The organism is Buchnera aphidicola (Meitanaphis elongallis) (assembly GCA_039830015.1).
Taxonomy (GTDB): Bacteria; Pseudomonadota; Gammaproteobacteria; order Enterobacterales; family Enterobacteriaceae; genus Buchnera_B; species Buchnera_B aphidicola_AU.
The window spans coordinates 321,925-346,738 of sequence record CP140033.1 but is presented as its reverse complement, the minus strand read 5'-3'; the positions used below and the strand labels follow the sequence as shown (position 1 = coordinate 346,738).

The window sequence follows — 24,814 nt, the reverse complement described above, 5'->3', positions numbered from 1 at the left end:
TTAAAATAAAGTTATCAAATTATACGAAAGTATTTAATAAATTAATATTGAGTTGACTAGGTGCTTCAGTAGTTAAGCAAGAAGCAGCAGTAGTTTTAGGAAAAGCAATTACATCTCTAATGTTATCACTATGCGTTAATAACATAACTATTCGATCTAATCCTAAAGCGATCCCGGCATGTGGAGGAGTTCCAAAACGCAATGCTTTTAAAAAAAAACCAAACTTTTTCTTTTGCATTTCTTCGTCAATATTTAATATATTAAAAATATTCTTTTGAATTTTTTCATTGTGAATTCGTACTGATCCACTTCCAATTTCATACCCATTGATGACTAAGTCGTATGAATTTGCAAGAACATTTTCCAAATTCTTATTTGATACTGGATGATTTTTATTTTTTGGTGCGGTAAAAGGATGATGTGTAGAAACGTATTGATTTAATTTGTTCTTAGTAAATAAAGGAAAGTCAATAATCCATGTAGGTTTCCAGTTGTTCTCTTTAGTAATTTTTAATTCATTACCAATTTTTATTCTTAGTTGACTCATGGCATTATTTACTGAATGTTTAGAATCTGAAAGAAAAAATATAATATCACCATATTTTGCAGAAGTTTGATTACATAGTTCCTTAAATGTATAATCATCTAACGTGTTAAAAATTGTACTAGTTATATTTTTTTTTCGTATGTTACTAATATTTTTTATAAAAAATAAATTTTGATTAGAATATTTTTTTATAAACTCGTTATATTTTTTTAACTGATTTTTGTTTAAAATAGCTCCTCCTGGTATACATAATGCAATAGTTAAATTATTTTTTTTTAAATTGGATGCACAAAAAAGTTTAGTATTTAAATTTTTTAAAAAGTTAGTAACATTTATAAATTGGATAGGATTTCTTAAATCAGGCTTATCTGTTCCATATTTTTGGATGACATAATCGAAGGTTAATACTGGAAATTCTCCTAAATCTACATTCAACACTTTTTTCCATAATTTTTTGATCATTCTTTCTACAATTTTACGTATTTTGCTGCTTGTTGTAAATGAAGATTCAATATCAATTTGTGTAAATTCTGGTTGTCTATCTGATCTTAAATCTTCATCTCGAAAGCATTTAGCAATTTGGTAATACTTATCAATACCAGCAATCATTAATAATTGTTTAAACAACTGAGGAGATTGAGGTAAAGCATAAAACTTATTTTTGTGAATTCGACTTGGTACAACATAATCACGTGCTCCTTCTGGTGTGGATCTAGTTAACAAAGGTGTTTCAATTTCTAAAAACTTGTTTTTTTCTAAAAATAATCTAACTAAAGTGGTAACTTTATTTCTTATTATCATATTACGAATCATGTGTAAACGTCTTAAATCTAAATAACGAAATTTTAAACGTAATTCATCAAAATTTTTATGATTTAAATCCAGAGGAAAAGACTCTGATTGATTTAAAATAATTAATGTAAAAGCTAGTACTTCTACTTCTCCAGTAAACAATTTGTAATTTTTGTTTTTTTCACTTCTTTCTTGTACAGTTCCTACAATTTGAATACAAAATTCATTTTTTAAATTAATAGCTTTTTTAAATAAATTTTCAGATGAATTATGAAAAATTATTTGAACTATTCCTGTTCTATCTCTCATATCTAAAAAAAACATCTTTCCTAAATTTCTATACTTATTCACCCATCCACATAGTTTTACCTTTTTATTTACATGATGTAAATTTAGCTCTCCACAATACTTTGTTCTCATTTTATTAATTCCTACATAAATAAATGTTCTAAACGTAAATTTTGTATAAAAACGTAAAAATAATTTATAATTTTAAAACATAGTTTATAATATAATTATGCATTGAAGTAAATGTTATATTAAAGCATTACTCATCATGTAATGATATTCAATGAAGCATTAATGCTATAAAATATATATATTACAACATAAATGTATTATTAATTTATGAAAAGTATTATCTACTTCTAAATATAATTCTTCCTTTACTCAAATCATAAGGTGTCAACTCTAAAGTTACCTTATCTCCTGTAAGAATGCGAATATAATTTTTTCTCATTTTTCCTGAAATATGTGCGATTACAACATGCTTATTATCTAATTCGACTCGAAACATAGTGTTAGGAAGAGTATCTATAACTATGCCTTGCATTTCTATGTTATCTTCTTTAGTCATTTAATTATCCTCTAAAAACAATATATATTAATAAAAAATAGAATTCACAAAAAATTTTAACATATTATCTAAAGATGAATAAACTATGATAATTTGTTAAGATATTTTTCTGCATCTAATGCAGCCATACACCCACTAGAAGAAGCAGTAATTGCTTGTTTATAAACATGATCTGTTACATCTCCTGCTGCAAAAATTCCTGGGATACTAGTTTGAGTGCAATTACCATGTATACCAGATTTAATAGAAATATAATCATTACTCATGGAAATTTGATTTTCAAAAATTTTTGTATTAGGGTAATGTCCAATAGCTATAAATACTCCGGACACATTAATTGTATGATATTGTGTTTTAACTTCATTTTCATTATTAGAAGCAATGTGTATCCCAACCACACCTTTTTTATTGCCTAAAATTTCATGAACTATACTATTTTTATGTAATATAATAGTTTTTTCTTCTACTTTTTTTAATAATTTCAAAATTAATGTTTTTTCAGCACTAAAATTATGTCTTCTATGAATTAGATAAACTATTTTTGCTATATTAGAAAGATACAACGCTTCTTCTATCGCGGAATTTCCTCCTCCAATTACAGCAACATGTTCGTTTTTGTAAAAATAACCATCACAAACAGCACAAGTAGATACCCCTTTTCCTTTAAATTTTTCTTCTGAAGATAAACCTAAACACTTTGCTGATGATCCTGTAGCAATAATTATTGCATCAGCAGTATATTTTTGACTAGAATCACTAACAATCAGAAACGGACGTATATTAAAATTTACTTTAACAATTTCTTCGAAAATAATTGTAGTACAAAACAATTTTGCATGATTATACATCCTATTCATTAATTCCATTCCTGTAATGACTTGAGGATTTCCAGGCCAGTTTTCAATTGAATTAGTATTTGTTAATTGACCACCTGGATTAATTCCAGTAAATAGTACAGGAGAAAGATTGGCTCTAGATGCATAAATAGCTGCTGTGTATCCAGCAGGACCAGATCCAATAATAATCAATTTTTTATGTTGAATCGTATTTATGTTCATTAATAGTTCATTAATAATTTTAAAAATTTAATCTACTTTATAAATCATTTTAGCATACAAAATAATAAATGAAATTAAGCAATATTAATTTTAATATAATTTTATAATATATAACATAAATGTTAAACTTTAAATATTACTATATAGAAGTATAATAAGATCTTTAATACAAAGGACTTTTTATAAATATCTTTTTTTATGTGTAAAATTATGTAATATGATAAATAAATTAAATTGTTAGGAAAAAGTAGAAATGTATAAAATAATAAATAATATTTCTAAACTTTTATTATTTTTTTTTTAAATTTCATGCAAGTTCCTTGTTTATTAGCAAAAGACATCAAATTTGAAGACAGAATTTTTAACATACATGATTTTTATTCGTTATTTAAACAAGAAGTTACTAACAAATCGGGAACAATTATAAAATCAGGAATTGGAGAAATAAGAATAAAAGAACTTGGATGGTTTAATTGGAATCTAATGTATCCAAATCCAATTAAAATCATTTCTAATTCAAAAACAATGTGGTTTTATGACTCTTTAGTTAATCAAGTAAATATTTTTTTTATGAAAAATGTAATTAAAAATACTCCTTTTGTCTTTTTTACTGAAAAAAATAATAAATTTTTAAAAAATTATAACATTTTTAAAAAACAAGATTGTTTTACATTGTTTCCAAAAATTGATGTAAGTACAATAAAATATTATACAATTTGTATAAATAGTAATAGTGTAATTAAGAAAATTCAATTTGTCGAAAAAAATAATTTTAAAAATGTTATTATATTTTATAAACAAAAATTACAAAAATTTGATAAAAATCAATTTGTTTTTACATCTATTCCAGGTGTAACTGTAGATGATCAAAGATAATATGCGATAATTCATGTCAACTTAAATTTACGAACTTTGATATTTAAAATTTCTTCAATAATTTATTATTCAAATTAAATATAATTTTTTAAAACACAAAATTAACTTAAAATATGTTAAACATAAAACTATTACGCAATGATATTAATCATATTGCACAAAAATTAAAAAGAAAAGGGTTTATTTTAGATACAAAAAAATTTGTTTCTTTAGATAAAAAAAGAAAATTATTACAAAAACAAACTGAAGATCTTCAATCACAACATAACATTATTTCAAATCTTATAAGAGATAGAAATAACGTCAATCAAGATTGTTCTGATCTTAAAAATGAAGTGCATAAAGTTATTGAAAAACTATTTTTTTTGAAAAAAAAGTTAAAGTTTCTATTAGAAGAAATCCAAGATTTTTTAGCACATATTCCAAATATTCCTGATGATTCGATTCCCAGTGGCATTAATAGCAAAGATAATAAAGAAGTGAGTCGTTGGGGATACATACATAATTTTTCTTTTAAAATAAAAGATCATGTTGAATTAGGTAATAAAATAAATGGTTTTGATTGGATATCATCAGCTAAAATTTCTGGATCTCGATTTGTTGTCATGCAAGGTAACATTGCTTTATTGCATCGTGCATTAGGGCAGTTTATGATGGATGTACATACCACGGAACATAAATATTTAGAAACTTATGTTCCTTATTTAGTATTTGAATCTAGTTTGTATGGAACAGGTCAATTACCGAAGTTTAGTATGGATCTATTTTATACTCAAGTTTTTCCTTCTAAGGCAAATGCGAATAATAATTATGTACTAATACCAACAGCAGAAGTACCATTAACTAATTTATTTCAAAATTGTAAACTAGAAGAAAAAAAATTACCAATAATGTTAGTAGCTAACACACCTTGTTTTCGTTCAGAATCTTCTTCATATGGACGCGATACTCGAGGTTTAATTAGAATGCATCAATTTGAAAAAGTTGAAATGGTTCAAATAGTACATCCAAACGATTCTATGCAAAGATTAGAAGAACTAACAACTCATGCAGAAAAAATTTTAATTTTATTAGAATTACCATATCGTAAAGTATTATTATGTGCAGGAGATATAAATTTTTCTTCTGCAAAAACTTATGATTTAGAAGTGTGGTTTCCATCACAAAGTTCTTACCGTGAGGTCTCTTCATGTTCTAATATGTTAGACTTCCAAGCACGTCGTATATATGCAAAGTTTCGTTCAAAAATTAAAAATAAAAATTGTTTCGTACATACTATTAATGGATCAGGATTAGCTATTGGAAGAACATTAGCTGCGATTTTAGAAAATTATCAGACGTCTGATGGTCGTATTGCAATACCTAAAGTACTGCAAACTAATTATATGAAAGGATTGAAGTATTTATAAAAAATAATTTTTTATATATTGAAAATCAATTAAACTTTACGTAATAATCTTTTTAAATATTTAATTATAACTTAAACGTTATACAGATTTACTTATTATTGGATAATATATGGATAAAAACAAAGATGTGATTTATAATTTCAGCGCAGGACCTGCTATGTTACCAAAAGAAATATTAAAAACAGCACAATTAGGACTATGTAATTGGCAGAATTCTGGAAAGTCTATATTAGAAATTAGTCATCGAAGCAAAGAATTCACATCAGTAATAGAAAGCTTAGAATATAACTTACGTGATCTGTTAAATGTTCCTAAATATTATAAAGTGTTGTTTTGTCACGGTGGAGCACGAGGACAATTTTCTGCTATACCTATGAACTTATTAAAAAACAATGGTAGAAATCCAGATTATATTAATAGTGGATATTGGTCATATAGCGCAGCTTTAGAAAGTAGAAAATATTGTGTTCCTAACATTATTAATGTTCGAAAAATATTAAATGGGAATCATTGTGTATGCTCTATTAAAAATTGGGAAATAAATACTAATAACACATATCTTCATTATTGTCCCAATGAAACTATTGAAGGAATAGCCATTTATGAAGAACCGTATTTTAAGGATGATATCATTGTAGTAGGTGATTTTTCATCAACTTTGTTTTCTCGTATCATTGATATTACACGATATGGTATTATTTATGCCAGTGCACAAAAAAATGTAGGACCACCTGGAGTTACTATAGTTATTGTACATGAAGATTTGTTAAAGGAACCAAAAATTGTATGCCCTTCTATTCTAAACTATAATATATTATCTAAAAGTAATTCGATGTTTAATACTCCTGCTACATTTTCTTTGTATATATCAGGGCTAGTTTTAGAGTGGATGAAAAAATTAGGAGGATTAAAAACCATTCAAAAATCTAATGAAAAAAAAGCAAATTTATTATATAACATGATAGACAGTACTGATTTTTACATTAATAATGTAATGAATCATAATCGTTCTTTTATGAATGTTACATTTACTATTGCAAATAGCAATCTTCATTCATTATTTTTAAAAGAATCTTATGATTTTGGACTACATTGTTTAAATGGACACAACGTCATTGGTGGATTACGTGCTTCTATTTATAACGCTATGCCAATAGAAGGTGTAATGAAATTAATAAAATTTATGAAAATTTTTGAAAAGAAATATGAATAAATATGACAATATTTTTAAAAATTTAAAGATTTTATAATATATTGTTTAGTTAAATAATTATGTTTAGAGAAATTTATAATGCAAGATTTTTTAATATTAAATCCAATTTCTTTTGTTGATGGAACAGTACGTCTACCAGGATCAAAAAGTATTTCTAACAGAGTATTATTGTTATCTGCTATGTCAGAAGGAATTACTCAATTACATAATTTGCTGTCTAGCGATGATACTAAATATATGCTAAATGCATTGAAATTATTTGGAATAAAATTTGCTTTTTCTAAAGATCACACTACATGTAAAATTATAGGAAAAGCTAAACCATTATATATACATAAAAAGATATCATTATTTTTAGGTAATGCAGGAACTGCTATAAGACCTTTAGCTGCAATATTATCGTTAAATGATAATAATGTATTACTCACAGGCGACGAAAGAATGAAAGAGAGGCCCATACAACATTTAGTTGAAGCTTTACGAGAAGGTGGGGCAAATATTCAATACTTTGAAAAACAAAATTATCCTCCAATTTATATAAAAGGAGGATTTTCTGGAGGAAATATCACTATAGATGGATCAATTTCTAGTCAATTTTTAACAGCTTTGCTCATTGCATCCCCTCTTGCTGTTTTAGATTCTAAAATTATAATAAAAGGAAAATTAGTATCAAAACCTTATATAGATATAACTCTTAAATTAATTAATCAATTTGGAGTTAATATAATTAATGATTCTTATAACTGTTTTTACATTAAAGGACGTCAAAAATATAGATCACCAGGTAATTATTGGATAGAAGGAGATGCATCTTCTGCATCTTATTTTTTGGCTTCAGCTGCAATTAAAGGTAAATCAGTGTGTGTTACAGGAATTGGTTCAAATAGTATTCAAGGTGACATTAAATTTTCGAATGTACTGAAAAAAATGGGTGCATTTATTACTATAGGAAAAAATTTTATTTGTTGTCGAAGAGGAACGTTACATGGTATTGATTTAGACATGAATGATATTCCTGATTCTGCTATGACTATTGCTATAGTGGCTTTGTTTGCTATTGGAGATACTATTATTCGAAATATTTATAATTGGAGAGTAAAAGAAACAGATAGATTATCAGCTATGTCTAAAGAATTAAGAAAAATAGGAGCTGTTATAAAAGAAGGTCACGACTATATTCGTATCTCTCCACCAAAAACGTTTATTCATGCTAATGTTGATACTTATAACGATCATCGAATGGCTATGTGTTTTTCTCTCATAGCATTGTCTAACAAAAAAGTAACTTTGTTGAATCCAAGTTGTGTAAATAAAACATTTCCTAATTATTTTAAAACATTACGTGACATTAGCTTTTAAAAACTTTTATTTATATTTTTAAATTACATATAACCTAACACATAAAGCGCATTGTATATTAATAAATAAATTTATTATTGTTTATTCTATGTTTGATATGAATCATAAACTATCACATAACAATGCAAACATTTACAATATTAACTCATATATTAAAGGTTTTTATGAATCAATGTGTCTCTGTTATTACTGTTGATGGACCTAGTGGAGCTGGAAAGAGCATATTATGTAAGGAAATTTCTAAAAATTTAAATTGGAATGTTTTAGAATCTGGTCTAATATACAGAATTTTAGCATTAAATATATTAAAAAATAAATATTATAAAATAAAAACAAATTTACTATTTTTATTACGATCTTTAAATTTTTTTAATATTATAAGAGACAACAGTATTAAAAAAAATTATTTTCATTTTAACTTTATTAAAGATATTGATTCAGAAACAATAGCAAATATTGCTTCTGAATTAGCTTGTATACCATATATTAGAGAACATCTTTTATTTAAACAACGATTTTTTCGACAACTTCCAGGCTTGATAGCTGATGGAAGAGATATGGGAACTGTAGTTTTTCCAGATGCTTGTATTAAATTTTTTTTAAAAGCTGATTTAAAAACTAGAGTGAAACGTCGTTTTTTAGATTTTCAAAAAAAAAAATAAAAATTAGTTTCAATCAATTATTATTGATTATGAAACAACGAGATTATCGAGATAGCAATAGGATTGTATCACCTTTAATTCCTCCCAAAAATGCTATTACAATAGATTCGTCTCATATGAGTGAAAAACAAGTAATTAATTTATGTATGGAACATATAAAAAATTCAAGAACGTTAGTAAAATAATATCAAATTGTTCGAAAAAACATATAATAAAGAATATTATAAAATCCATAAAATAAACACTATTTTACATGATGTAAATAATAGATGTTCCCAATCTTACTTTAAGGTCATCAGTATGACTGAATCGTTTGCTCAATTATTTGAAGAATCTTTAAAAACTATCGAAACTAAACCTGGATCAATTATTCGAGGTATTGTTATTGCTATTAATAAAGATACTGTGTTAGTCGACGCTGGGCTAAAATCTGAATCAACTATTCCTATAGAACAATTCAAAAATGTTAATGGAGATATAGAAATTAATATAGGAGATGAAATCGATGTTGCTTTAGATGCTATTGAAGATGGATTTGGTGAAACAGTATTATCTCGAGAAAAGGCTAAACGTTATGAAGCATGGCTAATGTTAGAAAAAGCATATAAAAATTCTAAAACTGTTCTTGGAATTATTAACGGAAAAGTAAAAGGTGGTTTTACTGTAGAATTAGACGATATTCGAGCGTTTTTGCCAGGTTCTTTAGTAGATGTTCGCCCTGTACGAGATACAAGTCATTTAGAAGGTAAAGAACTAGAATTTAAAGTAATTAAATTAGATCAAAAACGTAATAATGTCGTTGTATCTCGTCGAGCTGTTATCGAATCAGAACATAGTCTGGAACGTGGTCTATTACTAGAAAATTTACAAGAAGGTATGGAATCAAAAGGAATAGTAAAAAATCTCACTGATTATGGAGCTTTTGTAGATTTAGGAGGAGTAGATGGATTACTACATATTACTGACATGGCATGGAAAAGAGTAAAACATCCAAATGAAATTGTTAACATAGGTGATGAAATAAAAGTAAAAATATTAAAATTTGATCGAGAAAAAATACGAGTATCACTAGGATTGAAGCAATTAAGTGATGATCCATGGACAGAAATCGCAAAAAGATATCCAGAAGGAGTCAAACTAATAGGAAAGGTTACTAATCTAACAGACTACGGGTGCTTTGTAGAAATTGAAGAAGGTGTAGAAGGGTTAGTGCATGTATCAGAAATGGATTGGACAAATAAAAATATTCATCCATCTAAAGTGGTAAATGTTAATTCTAATGTAGAAGTAATGGTATTAGATATTGATGAAGCAAAACGGCGTATTTCATTAGGGTTAAAACAATGTAAAACTAATCCATGGAAAGAATTTTCCAAAAAAAATAGTAAAGGAAATTGTGTACATGGAAAAATAAAATCTATTACTGATTTTGGAATTTTTATTGGTTTGCATGGTGGAATTGATGGATTAGTACATTTATCTGATATATCTTGGACCATTTCAGGAGAAGAAGCTGTTAAAAAATATAAAAAAGGTGATGAAATTTCAGCAATAGTATTACAAGTTGATTCTGATAGAGAACGTATATCTTTAGGAATTAAACAATTAGAAGAAGATCCATTCAACCAATATATTTCTCATCATAAAAAAGATAGCATAGTTTCTGGAATTATTAAAAAGATAGATAATGAAATTATTGTGGTTCGATTATCTGAATTTGTTAAGGGACATATTATAATTTCAGAGATACCTGCTATAAACACTAATAATGCATCAATTTTTTCACATTTTATCATTGGAACAAAAGTAAATACAAAATTAAATAGCATAGATCGAAAAAATAGAATAATTTATTTATCTGCAATAATATCAGAACATGAAGAAAAAAAAGAAGATATCGAAAAAAAAAATAATAAGAAAGATGAAACTAATTTTTCAAACGCCATGACTGAAGCTTTTAAAGCTGCTAAAAACGTAGATTAACAAAATTTTTATAATTTCTAATTATTTGAAATAATGAATTTCTCTTATACTATAATGGAAATTTGTAAAATTTAGTGTTTTACATTAAAAATAAATATTCTTGATATGTATAATTTTATAATAATTTTTTAATTTATAACTATATATTGTAGCATTTATTTATGATTTAATATATTTTCTAATACAATCAGTGTTTTTACCTTTTTTAAATATGTTAACTTCAATTATTTAAAATTTTAAAAACATATAAAACTAAAAAATTATATACTAAGTTACTAATAGATAATTTTAAATTAGTAACTTAGTTAAAATTCATATAAGGTAAAAATTATGACAAATAAAATTGTTATAGCTAATTGGAAATTAAACGGAAGTACAACATTACTGCAGGATTTATTAAAACCTATCATTAATTTTGTAAATTCAAATAAAATACTTTCGACAATAATTATCGCTCCTCCTATAATTTATTTGTATCAAGTATATAGTATGATTATGAACACAAACATTATGATAGGAGCGCAGAACGTTGACATACATTTAAACGGTGCTTTTACAGGAGAGATCTCAGTTGATATGCTAAAAGACGTTAATGTAAGATATGTCCTTGTCGGACATTCCGAAAGAAGATTATACCATCATGAACATGATTTATTCATTGCAAAAAAATTTAAAATAGTAAAAGATGCTAAATTAATTCCCATATTGTGCATTGGAGAAACACAAGAAGATTACCATGCTGGTATGACAAAAGTGATATGTAAAAAGCAAATAGATTCTATTTTTAATTTATTAGGTGAACAAGCATTTTATAACACTATTATAGCTTATGAGCCTGTTTGGGCAATTGGATCAGGCATGATTCCAAAATTTGATTTTATAAAAGATATATTTTGTTTCATAAAAAATTATGTTTTAAAAAAACAAAATCTGAACAAAAAATTGTTTTCAATTCAATATGGAGGATCTGTAGATGAAAATAACATTAAAAAACTATGCAAAATTGTCGAAATAGACGGTTTTCTAGTAGGTTCAGCAGCATTATCTCTGAATCGCTTTTTAAAAATATTAACCATAACATCTAAATATTGTACAAATTTTTAATTCTTTAATTACAAAAAATATATTTTTTAATATATTTATAAAAATAAACGGACATAACAGAACCTAACATTGTACCTAATATAGGTATAAAAAAATGAGTTATATTTGATCCATTAGTAAACACTATTTTACCCCATCCTGATAAATAAATAAATGTACGAGATCCAATATCGTGTGCAGGATTTAATATAAAATTAGTAAATGGAGAAACAATAAAATTTATTAAAAAAACTAATATACCTACTAATATAGGAGAAAAGGTTATTTTAAAAACAAAAAAATTTTCATGATCGTTTAAAAAAATGATTATTAAAATAAATATAAAGGTAATAATAGTTTCTATTATAAATATTTGCAACATGCTTATATTTTTGTTTGGAAAACAAGAGAAAATAGAAGCTAAATTTAAACTATCTAGACTACCTCTCAAAATTTTATTTTGTGCTTCAAACTTTATTAGCAAATCATAATATAATTTGTACACAATAGCTGAAAAACAAAAAGAACCTAGTATCTGAGATAAAATATAAGGAATTATTTTTTTTTTATTAAAATTAAAAAATAAAAAAAAAGATAAAGTTATTATTGGATTTAAGTGCGCGCCGGATATAAATAAGCTCAAATATATTGCTATGCAAGTGCTTAATCCTAATATGACACTAATTTTCCATGAATTATTAAATCCATGTGTTAATCTTAATGATGCTATATAACTAGAATTGAAGAATATAATTAATCCTGTACCAAAAAATTCAGAAATACATTGTATCAGTAACATAAACTTTCTTTTTACATTACTCATTTTACAATTCCTTTGGTATAGGATTAAATTTGAAAACTAGTTTAGTTGTATTAAAAATTAAGAGATATATATTACAAGATAAAGCTAATATTATCAATATAACTTTTTTGCAGTTACTAACCAATTGAACTTAAACGGTCTCTTCATATTTTTGAGAGCATCAGTAATATCATGATTTACCATTTTTTCATTTCGAATTCCAATACATCGACCTTGATATCCTTGTAGCAATAATTCTACAGCATATTCACCCATTCTAGAAGCTAAAATTCGATCAAAAGCTCCAGGTGCTCCTCCTCTTTGTATATGTCCTAAAATAGTTGCTCGTGTTTCTCGTTTTGTTTCTTTTTGAATGTGTTTTGCTAATTTTTCAACATCGCAAATGCATTCAGTAATGGCTACTATTGCGTGTTTTTTACCCTTTTTTATTCCAGCTTTAATCTCTTTTATTAGATCTTCTTGTATATAATTAATTTCTGGTAATACTATAAATTCACATCCTCCTGCTATAGCAGCAGCTAATGTTAAATCTCCACAATTTCTTCCCATAACCTCTACTATAGAAATTCTTTGATGTGAAGAAGATGTATCTCGTAATCTATCAATTGCCTCTACTACTGTTTCTAATGCTGTAAAATATCCTATTGTATAATCAGTACCTACTACATCATTATCTATAGTTCCTGGTATACTTATACAAGGAAATCCCATTTCTGTTAATTTTTGAGCTCCTACATATGAACCATCCCCCCCAATTATAACTAAGGCATCAATGTTATGTTTCTTCATATTTTGAATAGCAATTGATCTTATATATTTTTTTAGAAAGTCAGGAAATCTAGCAGATCCAAGAAAAGTTCCTCCTTTATTGATCATATCAGAAACGCTGTATCGATCTAAATTGATCATTCTATCTTCGTATAATCCTAGATATCCGTCATAAATTCCAAGTATTTCTAAATTTTTACTTAATGCAGTTCTTACTACTCCTCGGATAGTAGCATTCATTCCTGGAGAATCACCTCCGCTAGTTAGTACACCAATTTTTTTAATCATATTAGTTCCTAAAGTAATTGCTTTCTAAATACATATAAAACAAATAATATTTAAATTAAAATTAAAAATTAGAAATCTTATGGTATATAAATATTGAAATGAACTTTATTATCTATTGTATGTGAACATAATTTAATATTTTTTCATGATTGTTTCAGGATGAATTGATAATATATAATTACAAATGATAATAATTTATAGGTTCAAAATAATTGTTAAATTCATACACTATAGGAATGCCTGTAATAATATTTAAATTCATGATGTCTTCTTCAGTCATATTGCTTAAATATTTTATTAATGCACGAAGAGAATTTCCGTGAGCTACTATAATAATTCTAATTTGTTTTTTTAAATTAGGGAAAATAGTTGTTTTCCAGAATGGAATTACTCTTTTAGAAGTAGATTTTAAACTTTCTGATAATGGGATATCTTCCAAACTCATAGTAGAATATTTAGGATCTGAAGCTAAGATTTTTTTTTCAGATAAATTTGTTTTTGGAGGAGATATATTAAATCCTCTTCTCCATTGTTGTACTTGTATTTCTCCATATTTTTTAATTACATCATCTTTATTTAATCCCTGCAAAGCACCATAATGACGTTCATTTAAACGCCAAGATTTTTCTACTGGTATCCATGATTGATTTAAATACTTAATTATAGTCCATAAAGTATGAATAGATCGTTTTAATACAGAGGTATATGCATAATCAAAACTAAATTTCTTTAATTCTAATAATTTAGCACATTTTATTGCTTCAGAAATACCCGTTTCAGATAAATCTATATCTTTCCATCCTGTAAATCTATTTAATTTATTCCATTCACTTTCACCATGTCTCATTAAAACTAATTTATATATCTTCATAAAATGTAACCTTGTGATCATATATTTTAAAATTTCTTGTTTTTGAAAATATTAAGAAGTTTGTTTTTATAAAATAAAAATATATTTAGCGTTACTATTATTTTAATATTTTTTTGTTAAAATACAGTTATATTTACAATAACATATTAACTTTTATAGATATATAATGTTTTTATAATATTTAAAATAAAAATTAACATTCTAACAATATTTTATTGAACTTTATATTATAAATATTTTATCATTAAAACATAGTTTTCAATGTTGTTTCAAATATTCATCTAATTATTTTTTATACTTTTAAATGTGTGCTTACTAAATTAGAATATTTACATATTTATTATATAAAACTTTTTTATTTTATGAGCATTTCTGTTCGCACATTTGACTTAAAAAATATATTGTTTGTATATTAAAGAACTAGATTTATAAAACAGTATTTTGTAGTGCTTTTGTTATTAAATAATAGTTCTTTGAAGAAAAAAAATATTATTGTTTTATGAATGTAATAGATATTTAAATTTCATTAAAATATTTGTATAAACATATAGATATAGATTAAAATAAAACGTATTACATATAAAAACTTATGATATATCAAATAATTTTAGAATAACGATGATTTAATAAATAAAATAATATAAATATTATTGTTTTTACAATTATTTTTTATATTGCTACAATAACTATTATTATTAATTTATACTAATATCAAATACAGCATCACAACTGTTTTACAACATTGATTTCTACTACATTAATTTTAAATTTTTAAAATATATAATATAAAATTAAAATAATAGACATTTCAAATAATAGGAAATATGAATGAAATTAAAAAAACTATACAAAATAATGGCTTTTATTTTACCGGTAATAACAATGTGTTCATGCGGGTTTCAAAAAGATAAACTTGATGAAATTGTTTCTGATCAAAATAATCAAATAATAGATACTCAAATAAATTCAAACACTGCTGAACCATTAGACACTACAGAACAAGAAAAAATTGTTTACTTTGACTTAAACAAATCTAATATTAATGCAAAATTTTCTAAAATATTAAATAATACTGCTACATTTTTACATAATCATCCAGATGCTAGTGTGATTATTGAAGGACATACAGATCCCAGAGGATCAGAAAAATATAATGTTGCATTAGGACAACGTCGCGCTGATGCAATAAAAATGTATTTAGAAAGTAAAGGAATACCTTCTACACAAATTTCTATAATATCTTATGGTTCAGATAAACCAGCTGAATCTGGAAATACAGAAAACGCTTATTCAAAAAACAGACGAGCAGTTATAGTGTATTAGTAGATACAAGTTCTATGTTGGTGCTAGAGGATTTATTATAGCACCAAGATATTTTACATTCATATATTTAACCATAAACCATGGATTATATATTTAATACAATTCTATTAAAATCTTCTAATAACTCTTTAATTCTTAACAAAAATCCTACTGATTCTTTACCATCTACTAAACGATGATCATATGTTAATGCTAAATACATCATGGGAAGGATTCTTATACTACCATTTATGACCATTGGTCGTTCTTTGATAGCATGCATTCCTAAAATAGCTGATTGAGGAGGATTAATTAATGGAGTAGAAAATAAAGATCCAAAAATACCTCCATTAGTAATAGTAAAATTTCCTCCATTCAAATTATCAATAGTTAATTTAGAATTTTTTCCTTTTATAGCAAGCATTTGAATTTCTTGTTCAATTTCTGACATACTCATTAAATTTGCATCTTTTAACACAGGAGCTACTAATCCTCGAGGTGTTGAAATAGCAATATTAATATCAAAATATTTATAGTAAATAATATCGTCTTGATCAATTGAAGCATTAATTTCAGGAAAACTCTTTAACGCTTCTATTACTGCTTTTACGTAAAATGACATTAAACCTAATTTAACATTATATTTTTTTTTAAATAATTCTCCATATTCTTTTCTTAAATTTAAAATAGGTTCCATATTAACTTCATTAAAAGTAGTTAATGAAGCTGAATTATTTTTTGTTTCTAATAATCTTTCAGAAATTTTTTTTCTTAAAGCAGACATTTTTATACGTTCAATATCTCGTATATTACTTTTTTGTTTTAGTACTTTTTGATGTTCATTATTTAATGTAAATTCTTTATTAACATTGTTACTATTTTGGTTTATATGTTTCATTATATCTTTACGTGTAATACGATCCTTGATTCCAGTACCTTTAATGTAAACATTTTTTAAATTATAAGCAGATATTAATCGCCTTACCATAGGACTATGATGTTTATCAACTAAAATCAATTTTTCATTATTTTTTATAACTTTATTTTTTTTGTTATGCTCAATGAACAAACTTTTTTCAACAGTCGATTTAATCATTGTTCCTATGATTTGACCTGAAACTACTTTTTTTCCTTGGATTATATTAATATTGTGTAATATTCCATTAAATAATGATGGTATTTCTAAGACTATTTTATCAGTTTCAATATCTACTAGTATGTCGCCTTCTTTTAAAACATCGCCAATTTTTTTGTACCATTTAACAATTGTAGCTTCAGTAATTGATTCAGGAAGATTAGGAACAAGAATATTAATTATGTTCATTATTATCTCTTATTTTAATTTATATTTAAAGCATCATAAATTAATTGTTGTTGCTGCTTTCTATGAATATTAATATATCCAGTAGCTGTAGATGAAGATTCAGGACGTCCTATATAATTCAATGAAGATGTTACAGATAATATTTTCTTTAAATAATATTGGCTATAAAACCATGCACCTTGATTAAAAGGTTCTTCTTGACACCATATAAAATCATTAATATGTGAATATGATTGCAATATTTTTGACAAAACATTGCTGGGAAATGGATATAATTGTTCTATTCTTAAAATAATTACATCATTTTTTTTATTAATACGTCTTTGATTTAATAAATCGTAATATATTTTCCCAGAACATAAAATAATTCTTTTTGCTAGTAAAAGGTTTATATTTTCAACTTCATCAATAATCTCTTTAAAAGTATTTTCTGAAAATTCTAATAACGACGAAAACGATAATGAATTGCGTAGAAGAGATTTTGGTGTCATAATAATTAAAGGCTTTTTTTTAGAGTCAAAAAATTGTTTACGTAACACATGATACATTTGAACAGCAGTTGTAGGCACACAAATTCGAATGTTATTTTCAGCAGACAATTGAAGATATCTTTCTAATCGAGAAGATGAATGTTCCGGTCCTTGTCCTTCATATCCATGAGGTAATAACAATACTAAATTACATGAAATTCCCCATTTTTTTTCACTAGAACAAATAAATTGGTCAATAACTATTTGTGCTCCATTAGCAAAATCTCCAAATTGGGCTTCCCAAATAGTTAACGTGTTATTTTGACTAATAGAATATCCATACTCAAAAGCTAATACAGCCTCTTCTGACAATACAGAGTCCCAAACATAAAAGTTTCCTTGATTAGAATGAATATTTTGCAAAGGAATATATAATGCACCATTTTTTTGATCATATACAGTGGCATGTCTATGAAAAAAAGTTCCCCTACCAACATCTTCCCCAGATAATCGGCAAGAAATTCCTTGATTAAGTAGTGAAGCATATGCTAAAGATTCTGCTGCTCCCCAATCTACAAGTTTGTTTCCATGTGCCATGGCTAGTCTATCTTTGTATATTTTTGAAACTCTATTGTGAACAACTATATTAGATGGAATAACGTTAATTTTTTTCACTAATTCTATGAGATTTTTTTTGGAAACATTTTCAATTGTTTTAGAATATAACATAGAAGTATTATTTTCATGTAATGAATTTTGACTTTCTGGTGTTGTTTCTTTTGTATACTCTAAGTATTGTTTATCAAGAATAGTTTTATACTGTTTTATATTAATATCTAAATAATCGCTATTAATGATATTTTCTGCTATTAATTGTGCATTGTAAATATTACAAATAGTTGGATGATTTTTTATATTTGAGTACATTATTGGTTGTGTTACGAAAGGATCATCTATTTCATTATGTCCATGACGTCTATAACATACTAAATTTATAAATACATCTTTTTTAAAGCGATGTTTAAAGTCTAAAGCTAAACGTATTATGAATAATGTTGCTTCTGGATTATCTGAATTAACGTGAAATATAGGTGATTCAATCATTTTTGCAATATCAGTGCAATATTTACTACTTCTTAGGCTTTTTTCGTCAGAAGTAGTAAATCCAATTTGATTATTCAATACTATATGAATAGTTCCATTTACTTTATATCCTCTGACTTGAGACATATTCAATGTTTCTTGCACTACGCCTTGCCCAACAATAGCTGCATCTCCATGTAACACTAAAGATAAAGCATCTTTCTTGTTATGTTTATTGGTTTCATTATCTTGATATGCACGAATAGCACCAACTACAACTGGATTAATAATCTCTAAATGTGAAGGATTAAATTTTAAATCTAAATTAATAGTTCCAAACTTAGTGATTTTATCCGTATTAAAACCCATATGATATTTTACATCTCCATTTTTAACATTTTCTGTTATGTTAGTTTCAGAAAATTCATGAAATACATCTTTAATCGGTTTGTCTAAAACATTAATTAACACATTTAATCTACCTCGATGGGACATGCCTAATATTATTTTATTAATATTAAATTTAACAACGTAATTAGTTATTTCTTTTAACATAGGTATTAACGATTCAGCGCCTTCTATAGAAAAACGTTTTGAACCTGGAAACTTAGATGCAAAATATTTTTCTAACGTTTCAGCTGAAATTAAATTTTTTAACAAATTTTTTTTTTCTTTTTGAGTTAATACAAATTTTTCTAAATCACGTTCAATATAATTTTGAATCCATTGTTTTTCATATTCGCAATTAATATGCATATATTCATATCCTACATTATTACAATATATTTTATATAAGACAGAATATAAATCTTTTAAAGTAATTGTACTAAAAGAAAATTTTGATAATTTTATTAAAAAATGTCTATTAGTTATTTCAGTATCTAATTTGTTTAAAAATGATTCTAATTGTGGAAAAGATGCATGTTTTTTAATATTTAACGGATCTAATATTGAGTATGCATATCCATTTTTACGGAAAGTATCAATAATAATATTTGCTATATTCTTTATTTGCTCTTGAAAATCAAAATTTTTATTATTATTTTTTTTTATTTCTTTATCTGCGTCTATCGTATTCAGTAATTCTTTAAAAAAAGAACACCAAGATCTTTCTAAAGAGTTAGGATTAGTTAAAAATTGTTTATACATGTTATGTATATAATGTGTATTAGAATTAATTAAAGATAAAACATTTAATTTTCTGTTAAATTCATCTTTTTTCATAGTTCTCCTTTGTAGGTAGTACATCGTAAAGATGATATTTAATGTTTAGTACTTTTTTATTACTTTATATTGTCACAATTAGTGCTTTTGCATACGTAAATATGTTTATAAAATAATCACTAAATACAAGTTGTATTTAATTAAAAAGTAAAATTAGATTGGGTTATGAACATTAATGAAAGTAGCATCTAAGTTTTTTATATTTTTTAACCAATTAGTTAATGCTATCATTCCCCCGCATTCACTAGCATGATGCCCTATCGAAAAAAAATGAAAATTTTTTTCTTTAGCTACATGAATGGTTTCTTCTGATACTTCACCTGTTAAGAATGCATCTACTCCAAATTGAGAGACAGAATTTATAAAATGCTGTCCTTTCCCACTACACCATGCTACTTTATAAATATTTTTAGATGCATTATACTTATAATGAAAAGGAGTTCTATTAAATTTTTGTGTTATTAATTCAACCATTTCTTTTTCAGTGATTTTTTGATTAAATAATCCCCATGGAACGTATGGTAATATATATCCTTTTAATGTAAGATTTAACATTTTTCCTATTTGAATATTATTTCCTAGTTCAGAATGACAGTCCAGAGGTAAATGCCAGCAGTATAAGTTAATGTTGTTTTCTAGTATAGTTTTTATTCTTTTTCTAAGTATTCCTGTAATAGTTCTTTCACTATTGTTCCAGAAATATCCATGATGTACTATTATGGCTTGAGCTTTTTTTTTACTGCAACGTCCAACAACGTTTGACATGCTGTTACACCAGTTATAATTTTGCTTACTTGTCTAGTTCCTTCTATTTGTAATCCATTTGGAATACAATCGTTAAATTTTAAAGAATTTAATTTTTTGTTAACCATTTCTTCTAGAGTAACGTTTTCTATAAATTTATTCATATTTTATATTTTGCCAGTTTAAAAATTCTTAATGTTTCTTTTTTAGAATTAACGAGATTTATTATTGGTTTGGGGTAATTAATTTGTTCTCTTATTGTTTTGTTCCATAAATTAGGATCGTGAATTTTAGATGCAGAAATTATTTTTAATTCAGGAACATACTTTTTTATGAATTTTCCTTGTTTGTCAAATTTCTTAGATTGTAATATAGGATTAAACATACGAAAGTATGGAACACTATCGCTTCCTATTGAAGCAATCCATTGCCACCCGCCATTATTTAATGCTAGATCTCCATCAATAAGTTGTAAAATAAAATATTTTTCTCCTTGTTTCCAATTGATTAATAAATTTTTTACTAAGAAGCTGGAAGTTATCATTCGTAAACGATTATGCATCCATCCAAGTTTGTTTAGCTGTCTCATTCCAGCATCCACGATAGGAAATCCTGTCTTTCCTTTTTTCCAAGCATTTAAGGTTTTCATATCATTTTTCCATCTTATGTTATGCTCCCAATGACATAGTACTTGTTGTTTACTAAAAAATGGAAAAAAAAACAATGAATGTTTAAAAAATTCGCGCCAAATTAATTCATTGATCCAAGAACATTTTTCAATTGAATACTTACATACATTGGGATAACTTTTAAATAAGAAATGTAAGCATTGAGAAGGTGATATAATACCTATAGATAAATGAGCAGAAAGCATACTAGTACTGTTTAGTGTAAGGTTGTTTCGATTAACATCATAATTACCAAATTTTTTTTTAAGAAAGTACTTCAATATTTTAAGTACTTTTCTTTCTCCTATTGGAAATAATTTCTCATCAAAACGTTTAAGGGAAAAACTACGCGATAAAATACGATAATGTAATTTATTTGTAGTTATTTTTCTTTTTTTAGGCGCTATAAAAACATGATTTAACAGTTCTTTAGGTAATAACATAATACATTTTTTTTTAAAACAACTATATTTCTTGTACATTTCCCCTTTTTGATTTGTAATACTTCCAGGTTTTATTAGTGTAGATCCATGAAATCCACTTGAAAAAATAGAACAGTTTTGTAGTTTTTTTATTACTATGTTATCTCTTTTCTGACTAATAAAATCATATTCGTAATTATAATATAAATGATTAACTTGATTTAATTTACAAAATTTTATGAGATAGTTAATTGATTTTAAAAAAGTAGTAGATGTATAACAGTGTAAAACAATATTTAATTTTATTAGCTCTTTTCTTAAAGAAATAACATTTTTATATATTAAACAAATTTTTTTAGAAGATATTTTTTTAAATTTCCATTGTTCTGGAGTAAAAATAAATAGCGCTAATATAATTGACGTTTCGTCTTTACAAGCAGAATATAGTGCGAAATTATCACGTATACGTAAATCATTTCGAAACCATATGAGATTAGTTTTTATCATATTATTTTAGTTTTATAGTAAATATTATACGTATATCTCATATTAAGAACATACAAATTTTTTCATTAACATATATTATAAAATATTGATTTTATGTTTTATATTAATTATTAAGATTGTATATTATTAACAGTATACCAAAATAGTATATGATTATATAATATTTAGCATATATTTATTAGTGTATCATATGTATGAAAATAATATTATTATGTATAATTCTCATACATAAGTTTAAAAAATTTTTTATTGTTTTTTTAAATAAATTTTTTAATAAATGATTTATGTTTATATATGATAACCTTGAAATTCTATTGATAATTATAATAGTTTTTTATTATATTTAAAATATATAATTAATTTAAATTGTTTATTTCTTTGGAGTATGTTAATTTTTTAAATTGGGTATATTTATTATTTTGTAAAAATCAACATTTATTTTAAACAACGTTAAATTTTTAATTATATTGAAAGAGAACTTATATGCTAACAAATATAGGTATATTTTTTGGAAGTGATACAGGAAATACAGAAAAAATAGCAAAACATATTCAAAAAAATATTGGAAAAAATAATTCTACTATTCATGATATTGCTAGTTCTGAAAAAAAAGACATAGAACAATACAATACAATTATATTAGGAGTTTCTACATGGTATTATGGAGAATTGCAATGTGATTGGGACAACTTTTTACCTACTTTTAAAAAAATAAATTTTTGTAATAAAACTATTGCTCTATTCGGATGTGGAGATCAAGAAGATTACTCCGAATATTTTTGCGACGGAATTGGAATATTATTTAATAATATAGCAAAATCACATGTTAATTTTATTGGAAAATGGCCTACTAATAGTTATGTTTTTGATGATTCTAAAGCTTTATATAATAAAGAATATTTCTTGGGATTGACCATAGATGAGGATCGACAACCAGAAAAAAGTCAAGACAGGGTAGACCTATGGACCAAACAAATAAAAAAAGAACTAAAAATGATATAAATATATTATGATATTTTGTGGAATTGATACTTAACTAAATTTTACTTTTATAAATTATTTTAGCATTTAAAACATATTGTAGATTTCATATGACATTAAATGGTATAATGTCAGTATGAAATTTATAAGTAGTTTAAATAAAAATTAATACACTAGTTCTACTAAATCTAAAACTTTACTAGAATACCCGGTTTCATTATCATACCAAGCTATTAACTTCATAAAATTTTGATTTAAACATAATCCAGCTGTAGCATCAAAAATAGAAGTTAATTCGTTTCCATTAAAATCTGTTGATACAACTTTCTCCTCAGTATAACCAATAATATTTTTCATGTCTTGTTCGGAAGCACTTTTTATTCTTTGACATACTTCCAAATAAGTAGCTGATTTTTTTTGACGAATAGTTAAATCTATTACAGATACATTAGCTGTAGGAACACGAAAGGCAATTCCTGTTAATTTATGATTTAGCTCAGGTAAAACTCTTCCAACAGCTTGAGCTGCTCCTGTCGTTGAAGGAATAATATTTTGCAAAGCACTTCTACCACCTCTCCAATCTCTATGCGATAATCCATCAACAGTTTTTTGAGTGGCTGTAGTTGCATGAACAGTTGTCATTAATCCTTCTATGATACCAAATTCATCATTTAAAACTTTTGCTATAGGTGCTAAACAATTAGTAGTACAAGATGCATTTGAAACTATTTTTTGCCCTAAATATTTATCAAAATTAGCACCACTTACAAACATTGGAGTATCATCTTTAGATGGACCAGTTATTACTACTTTTTTAGCTCCAGATTTTATATGTTTATAAGCATCATTAGCAGTTAAAAAAACTCCGGTAGATTCTACAATGACATCAATATTCAGATCGCCCCATGATAAATGTTCTGGATTTTTTTCATTAGTTACATAAATGTTTTTATTATTCACAATGAGAACATTATCTTTAACTTGTATAGTACCTTTAAAATATCCATGTGTAGAATCATGTTTCAACATATATGCCATATATTTTGTATCAATAAAATCATTTATAGCTATTATATCAATATTAGGGCGTGATTCAGCTAATCTAAACACCATTCTTCCTATCCGCCCAAATCCATTAATACCCACTTTAATAGTCATTTATATTACCAATTTTGTGTTTTAAAATTCAAAATCTAAAAAATAAAATCACTTTAAATATTTTAATTTTTTAGTTGTTGTTAATTAATAAGTTAAAATTATAAGTTTACTTAACAATTTTTGTTGTTAAAGCAAGTTAATATTTATTTAAAATAATTAAACATAATGTATTTTACATAAAAAAGTTTTCATTTTTTTAAAAGTATTGTGTACTAAAAATATTTTTTTAATTTCACGTTCAAAAATGTTATTTCTAAAACGTTGGTGAATTTTTCTTTTATGTTTTTTATAACGCGTGCTTTTAAGTCTTCTATTAGTCACCTGCATGGTTTGCCTTAATAAT

General features: G+C 25.3%; 20 protein-coding genes and 1 pseudogene. 10 read left to right on the top strand and 11 right to left on the bottom strand.

Features of this window, described 5'->3' with window-relative positions; translation table 11 throughout:
- Positions 1 to 19: 19 nt before the first annotated feature.
- From aspS to trxB, 3 genes are all read right to left on the bottom strand, one after another.
- Positions 20 to 1,759 carry an aspartate--tRNA ligase gene (gene aspS, locus U0T58_01480; protein ID XBC42080.1) on the bottom strand — a complete coding sequence of 580 codons (1,740 nt, stop codon included), beginning with the start codon at positions 1,757 to 1,759 and terminating at the stop codon, positions 20 to 22.
- A gap of 217 nt (positions 1,760 to 1,976) precedes the next feature.
- Positions 1,977 to 2,195 (bottom strand): translation initiation factor IF-1, encoded by a 219-nt coding sequence (gene infA / locus U0T58_01475; GenBank protein XBC42079.1) that lies wholly within the window; start codon positions 2,193 to 2,195, stop codon positions 1,977 to 1,979.
- Between the two features lie 83 nt (positions 2,196 to 2,278).
- On the bottom strand, positions 2,279 to 3,247 hold the full coding sequence (trxB, locus tag U0T58_01470; GenBank protein ID XBC42547.1) for a thioredoxin-disulfide reductase: 969 nt from the start codon (positions 3,245 to 3,247) through the stop codon (positions 2,279 to 2,281).
- 315 nt (positions 3,248 to 3,562) lie between these two features.
- Here trxB and lolA point away from each other — a divergent pair, with 315 nt between their 5' ends.
- The 8 genes from lolA to tpiA all read left to right on the top strand — a co-directional run bounded on the left by lolA (position 3,563) and on the right by tpiA (position 11,859).
- The gene (lolA, locus tag U0T58_01465) at positions 3,563 to 4,129 is read left to right on the top strand and encodes an outer membrane lipoprotein chaperone LolA (protein ID XBC42078.1); all 567 of its coding nucleotides are present in this window, start codon (positions 3,563 to 3,565) and stop codon (positions 4,127 to 4,129) included.
- A 113-nt stretch (positions 4,130 to 4,242) separates the two neighbouring features.
- On the top strand, positions 4,243 to 5,538 hold the full coding sequence (gene serS, locus U0T58_01460) for a serine--tRNA ligase (GenBank protein ID XBC42077.1): 1,296 nt from the start codon (positions 4,243 to 4,245) through the stop codon (positions 5,536 to 5,538).
- Positions 5,539 to 5,647: 109 nt separating this feature from the next.
- Complete coding sequence (serC, locus tag U0T58_01455; protein XBC42076.1) at positions 5,648 to 6,751, top strand: 3-phosphoserine/phosphohydroxythreonine transaminase; 1,104 nt, start codon at positions 5,648 to 5,650, stop codon at positions 6,749 to 6,751.
- 78 nt (positions 6,752 to 6,829) lie between these two features.
- Positions 6,830 to 8,110: a 3-phosphoshikimate 1-carboxyvinyltransferase gene (aroA, locus tag U0T58_01450; protein XBC42075.1), complete on the top strand. Its 1,281-nt coding sequence runs from the start codon at positions 6,830 to 6,832 to the stop codon at positions 8,108 to 8,110.
- A gap of 164 nt (positions 8,111 to 8,274) precedes the next feature.
- Complete coding sequence (cmk, locus tag U0T58_01445; protein ID XBC42074.1) at positions 8,275 to 8,772, top strand: (d)CMP kinase; 498 nt, start codon at positions 8,275 to 8,277, stop codon at positions 8,770 to 8,772.
- A 29-nt stretch (positions 8,773 to 8,801) separates the two neighbouring features.
- Positions 8,802 to 8,957 carry a (d)CMP kinase gene (locus U0T58_01440; protein ID XBC42073.1) on the top strand — a complete coding sequence of 52 codons (156 nt, stop codon included), beginning with the start codon at positions 8,802 to 8,804 and terminating at the stop codon, positions 8,955 to 8,957.
- Positions 8,958 to 9,072: 115 nt separating this feature from the next.
- Positions 9,073 to 10,755, top strand: coding sequence for a 30S ribosomal protein S1 (gene rpsA / locus U0T58_01435; GenBank protein XBC42072.1), 1,683 nt, complete (start codon positions 9,073 to 9,075; stop codon positions 10,753 to 10,755).
- A 330-nt stretch (positions 10,756 to 11,085) separates the two neighbouring features.
- Complete coding sequence (tpiA, locus tag U0T58_01430; protein XBC42071.1) at positions 11,086 to 11,859, top strand: triose-phosphate isomerase; 774 nt, start codon at positions 11,086 to 11,088, stop codon at positions 11,857 to 11,859.
- A gap of 4 nt (positions 11,860 to 11,863) precedes the next feature.
- On the opposite strand, the gene U0T58_01425 is transcribed toward tpiA, so the two are convergent.
- From U0T58_01425 to gpmA, 3 genes are all read right to left on the bottom strand, one after another.
- Complete coding sequence (locus U0T58_01425) at positions 11,864 to 12,637, bottom strand: MIP/aquaporin family protein (GenBank protein XBC42070.1); 774 nt, start codon at positions 12,635 to 12,637, stop codon at positions 11,864 to 11,866.
- A 117-nt stretch (positions 12,638 to 12,754) separates the two neighbouring features.
- Positions 12,755 to 13,717: a 6-phosphofructokinase gene (gene pfkA, locus U0T58_01420; protein XBC42069.1), complete on the bottom strand. Its 963-nt coding sequence runs from the start codon at positions 13,715 to 13,717 to the stop codon at positions 12,755 to 12,757.
- Positions 13,718 to 13,895: 178 nt separating this feature from the next.
- Positions 13,896 to 14,588, bottom strand: a complete 693-nt coding sequence (gene gpmA / locus U0T58_01415; protein ID XBC42068.1) for a 2,3-diphosphoglycerate-dependent phosphoglycerate mutase — start codon at positions 14,586 to 14,588, stop codon at positions 13,896 to 13,898.
- A gap of 828 nt (positions 14,589 to 15,416) precedes the next feature.
- On the opposite strand from gpmA, the gene pal reads away from it, so the two are divergent.
- On the top strand, positions 15,417 to 15,911 hold the full coding sequence (gene pal / locus U0T58_01410; protein XBC42067.1) for a peptidoglycan-associated lipoprotein Pal: 495 nt from the start codon (positions 15,417 to 15,419) through the stop codon (positions 15,909 to 15,911).
- Between the two features lie 85 nt (positions 15,912 to 15,996).
- On the opposite strand, the gene sucB is transcribed toward pal, so the two are convergent.
- From sucB to phrB, 4 genes and pseudogenes are all read right to left on the bottom strand, one after another.
- The gene (gene sucB, locus U0T58_01405; GenBank protein XBC42066.1) at positions 15,997 to 17,214 is read right to left on the bottom strand and encodes a dihydrolipoyllysine-residue succinyltransferase; all 1,218 of its coding nucleotides are present in this window, start codon (positions 17,212 to 17,214) and stop codon (positions 15,997 to 15,999) included.
- A 14-nt stretch (positions 17,215 to 17,228) separates the two neighbouring features.
- Positions 17,229 to 19,991 (bottom strand): 2-oxoglutarate dehydrogenase E1 component, encoded by a 2,763-nt coding sequence (locus U0T58_01400; protein ID XBC42065.1) that lies wholly within the window; start codon positions 19,989 to 19,991, stop codon positions 17,229 to 17,231.
- A gap of 153 nt (positions 19,992 to 20,144) precedes the next feature.
- Positions 20,145 to 20,887, bottom strand: a pseudogene (locus U0T58_01395) (Nif3-like dinuclear metal center hexameric protein).
- 8 nt (positions 20,888 to 20,895) lie between these two features.
- On the bottom strand, positions 20,896 to 22,329 hold the full coding sequence (gene phrB / locus U0T58_01390) for a deoxyribodipyrimidine photo-lyase (protein XBC42546.1): 1,434 nt from the start codon (positions 22,327 to 22,329) through the stop codon (positions 20,896 to 20,898).
- 486 nt (positions 22,330 to 22,815) lie between these two features.
- On the opposite strand from phrB, the gene fldA reads away from it, so the two are divergent.
- Positions 22,816 to 23,334 carry a flavodoxin FldA gene (fldA, locus tag U0T58_01385; GenBank protein XBC42064.1) on the top strand — a complete coding sequence of 173 codons (519 nt, stop codon included), beginning with the start codon at positions 22,816 to 22,818 and terminating at the stop codon, positions 23,332 to 23,334.
- Positions 23,335 to 23,478: 144 nt separating this feature from the next.
- On the opposite strand, the gene gap is transcribed toward fldA, so the two are convergent.
- Positions 23,479 to 24,471, bottom strand: coding sequence for a type I glyceraldehyde-3-phosphate dehydrogenase (gene gap, locus U0T58_01380; GenBank protein ID XBC42063.1), 993 nt, complete (start codon positions 24,469 to 24,471; stop codon positions 23,479 to 23,481).
- Between the last annotated feature and the right edge of the window lie 343 nt (positions 24,472 to 24,814).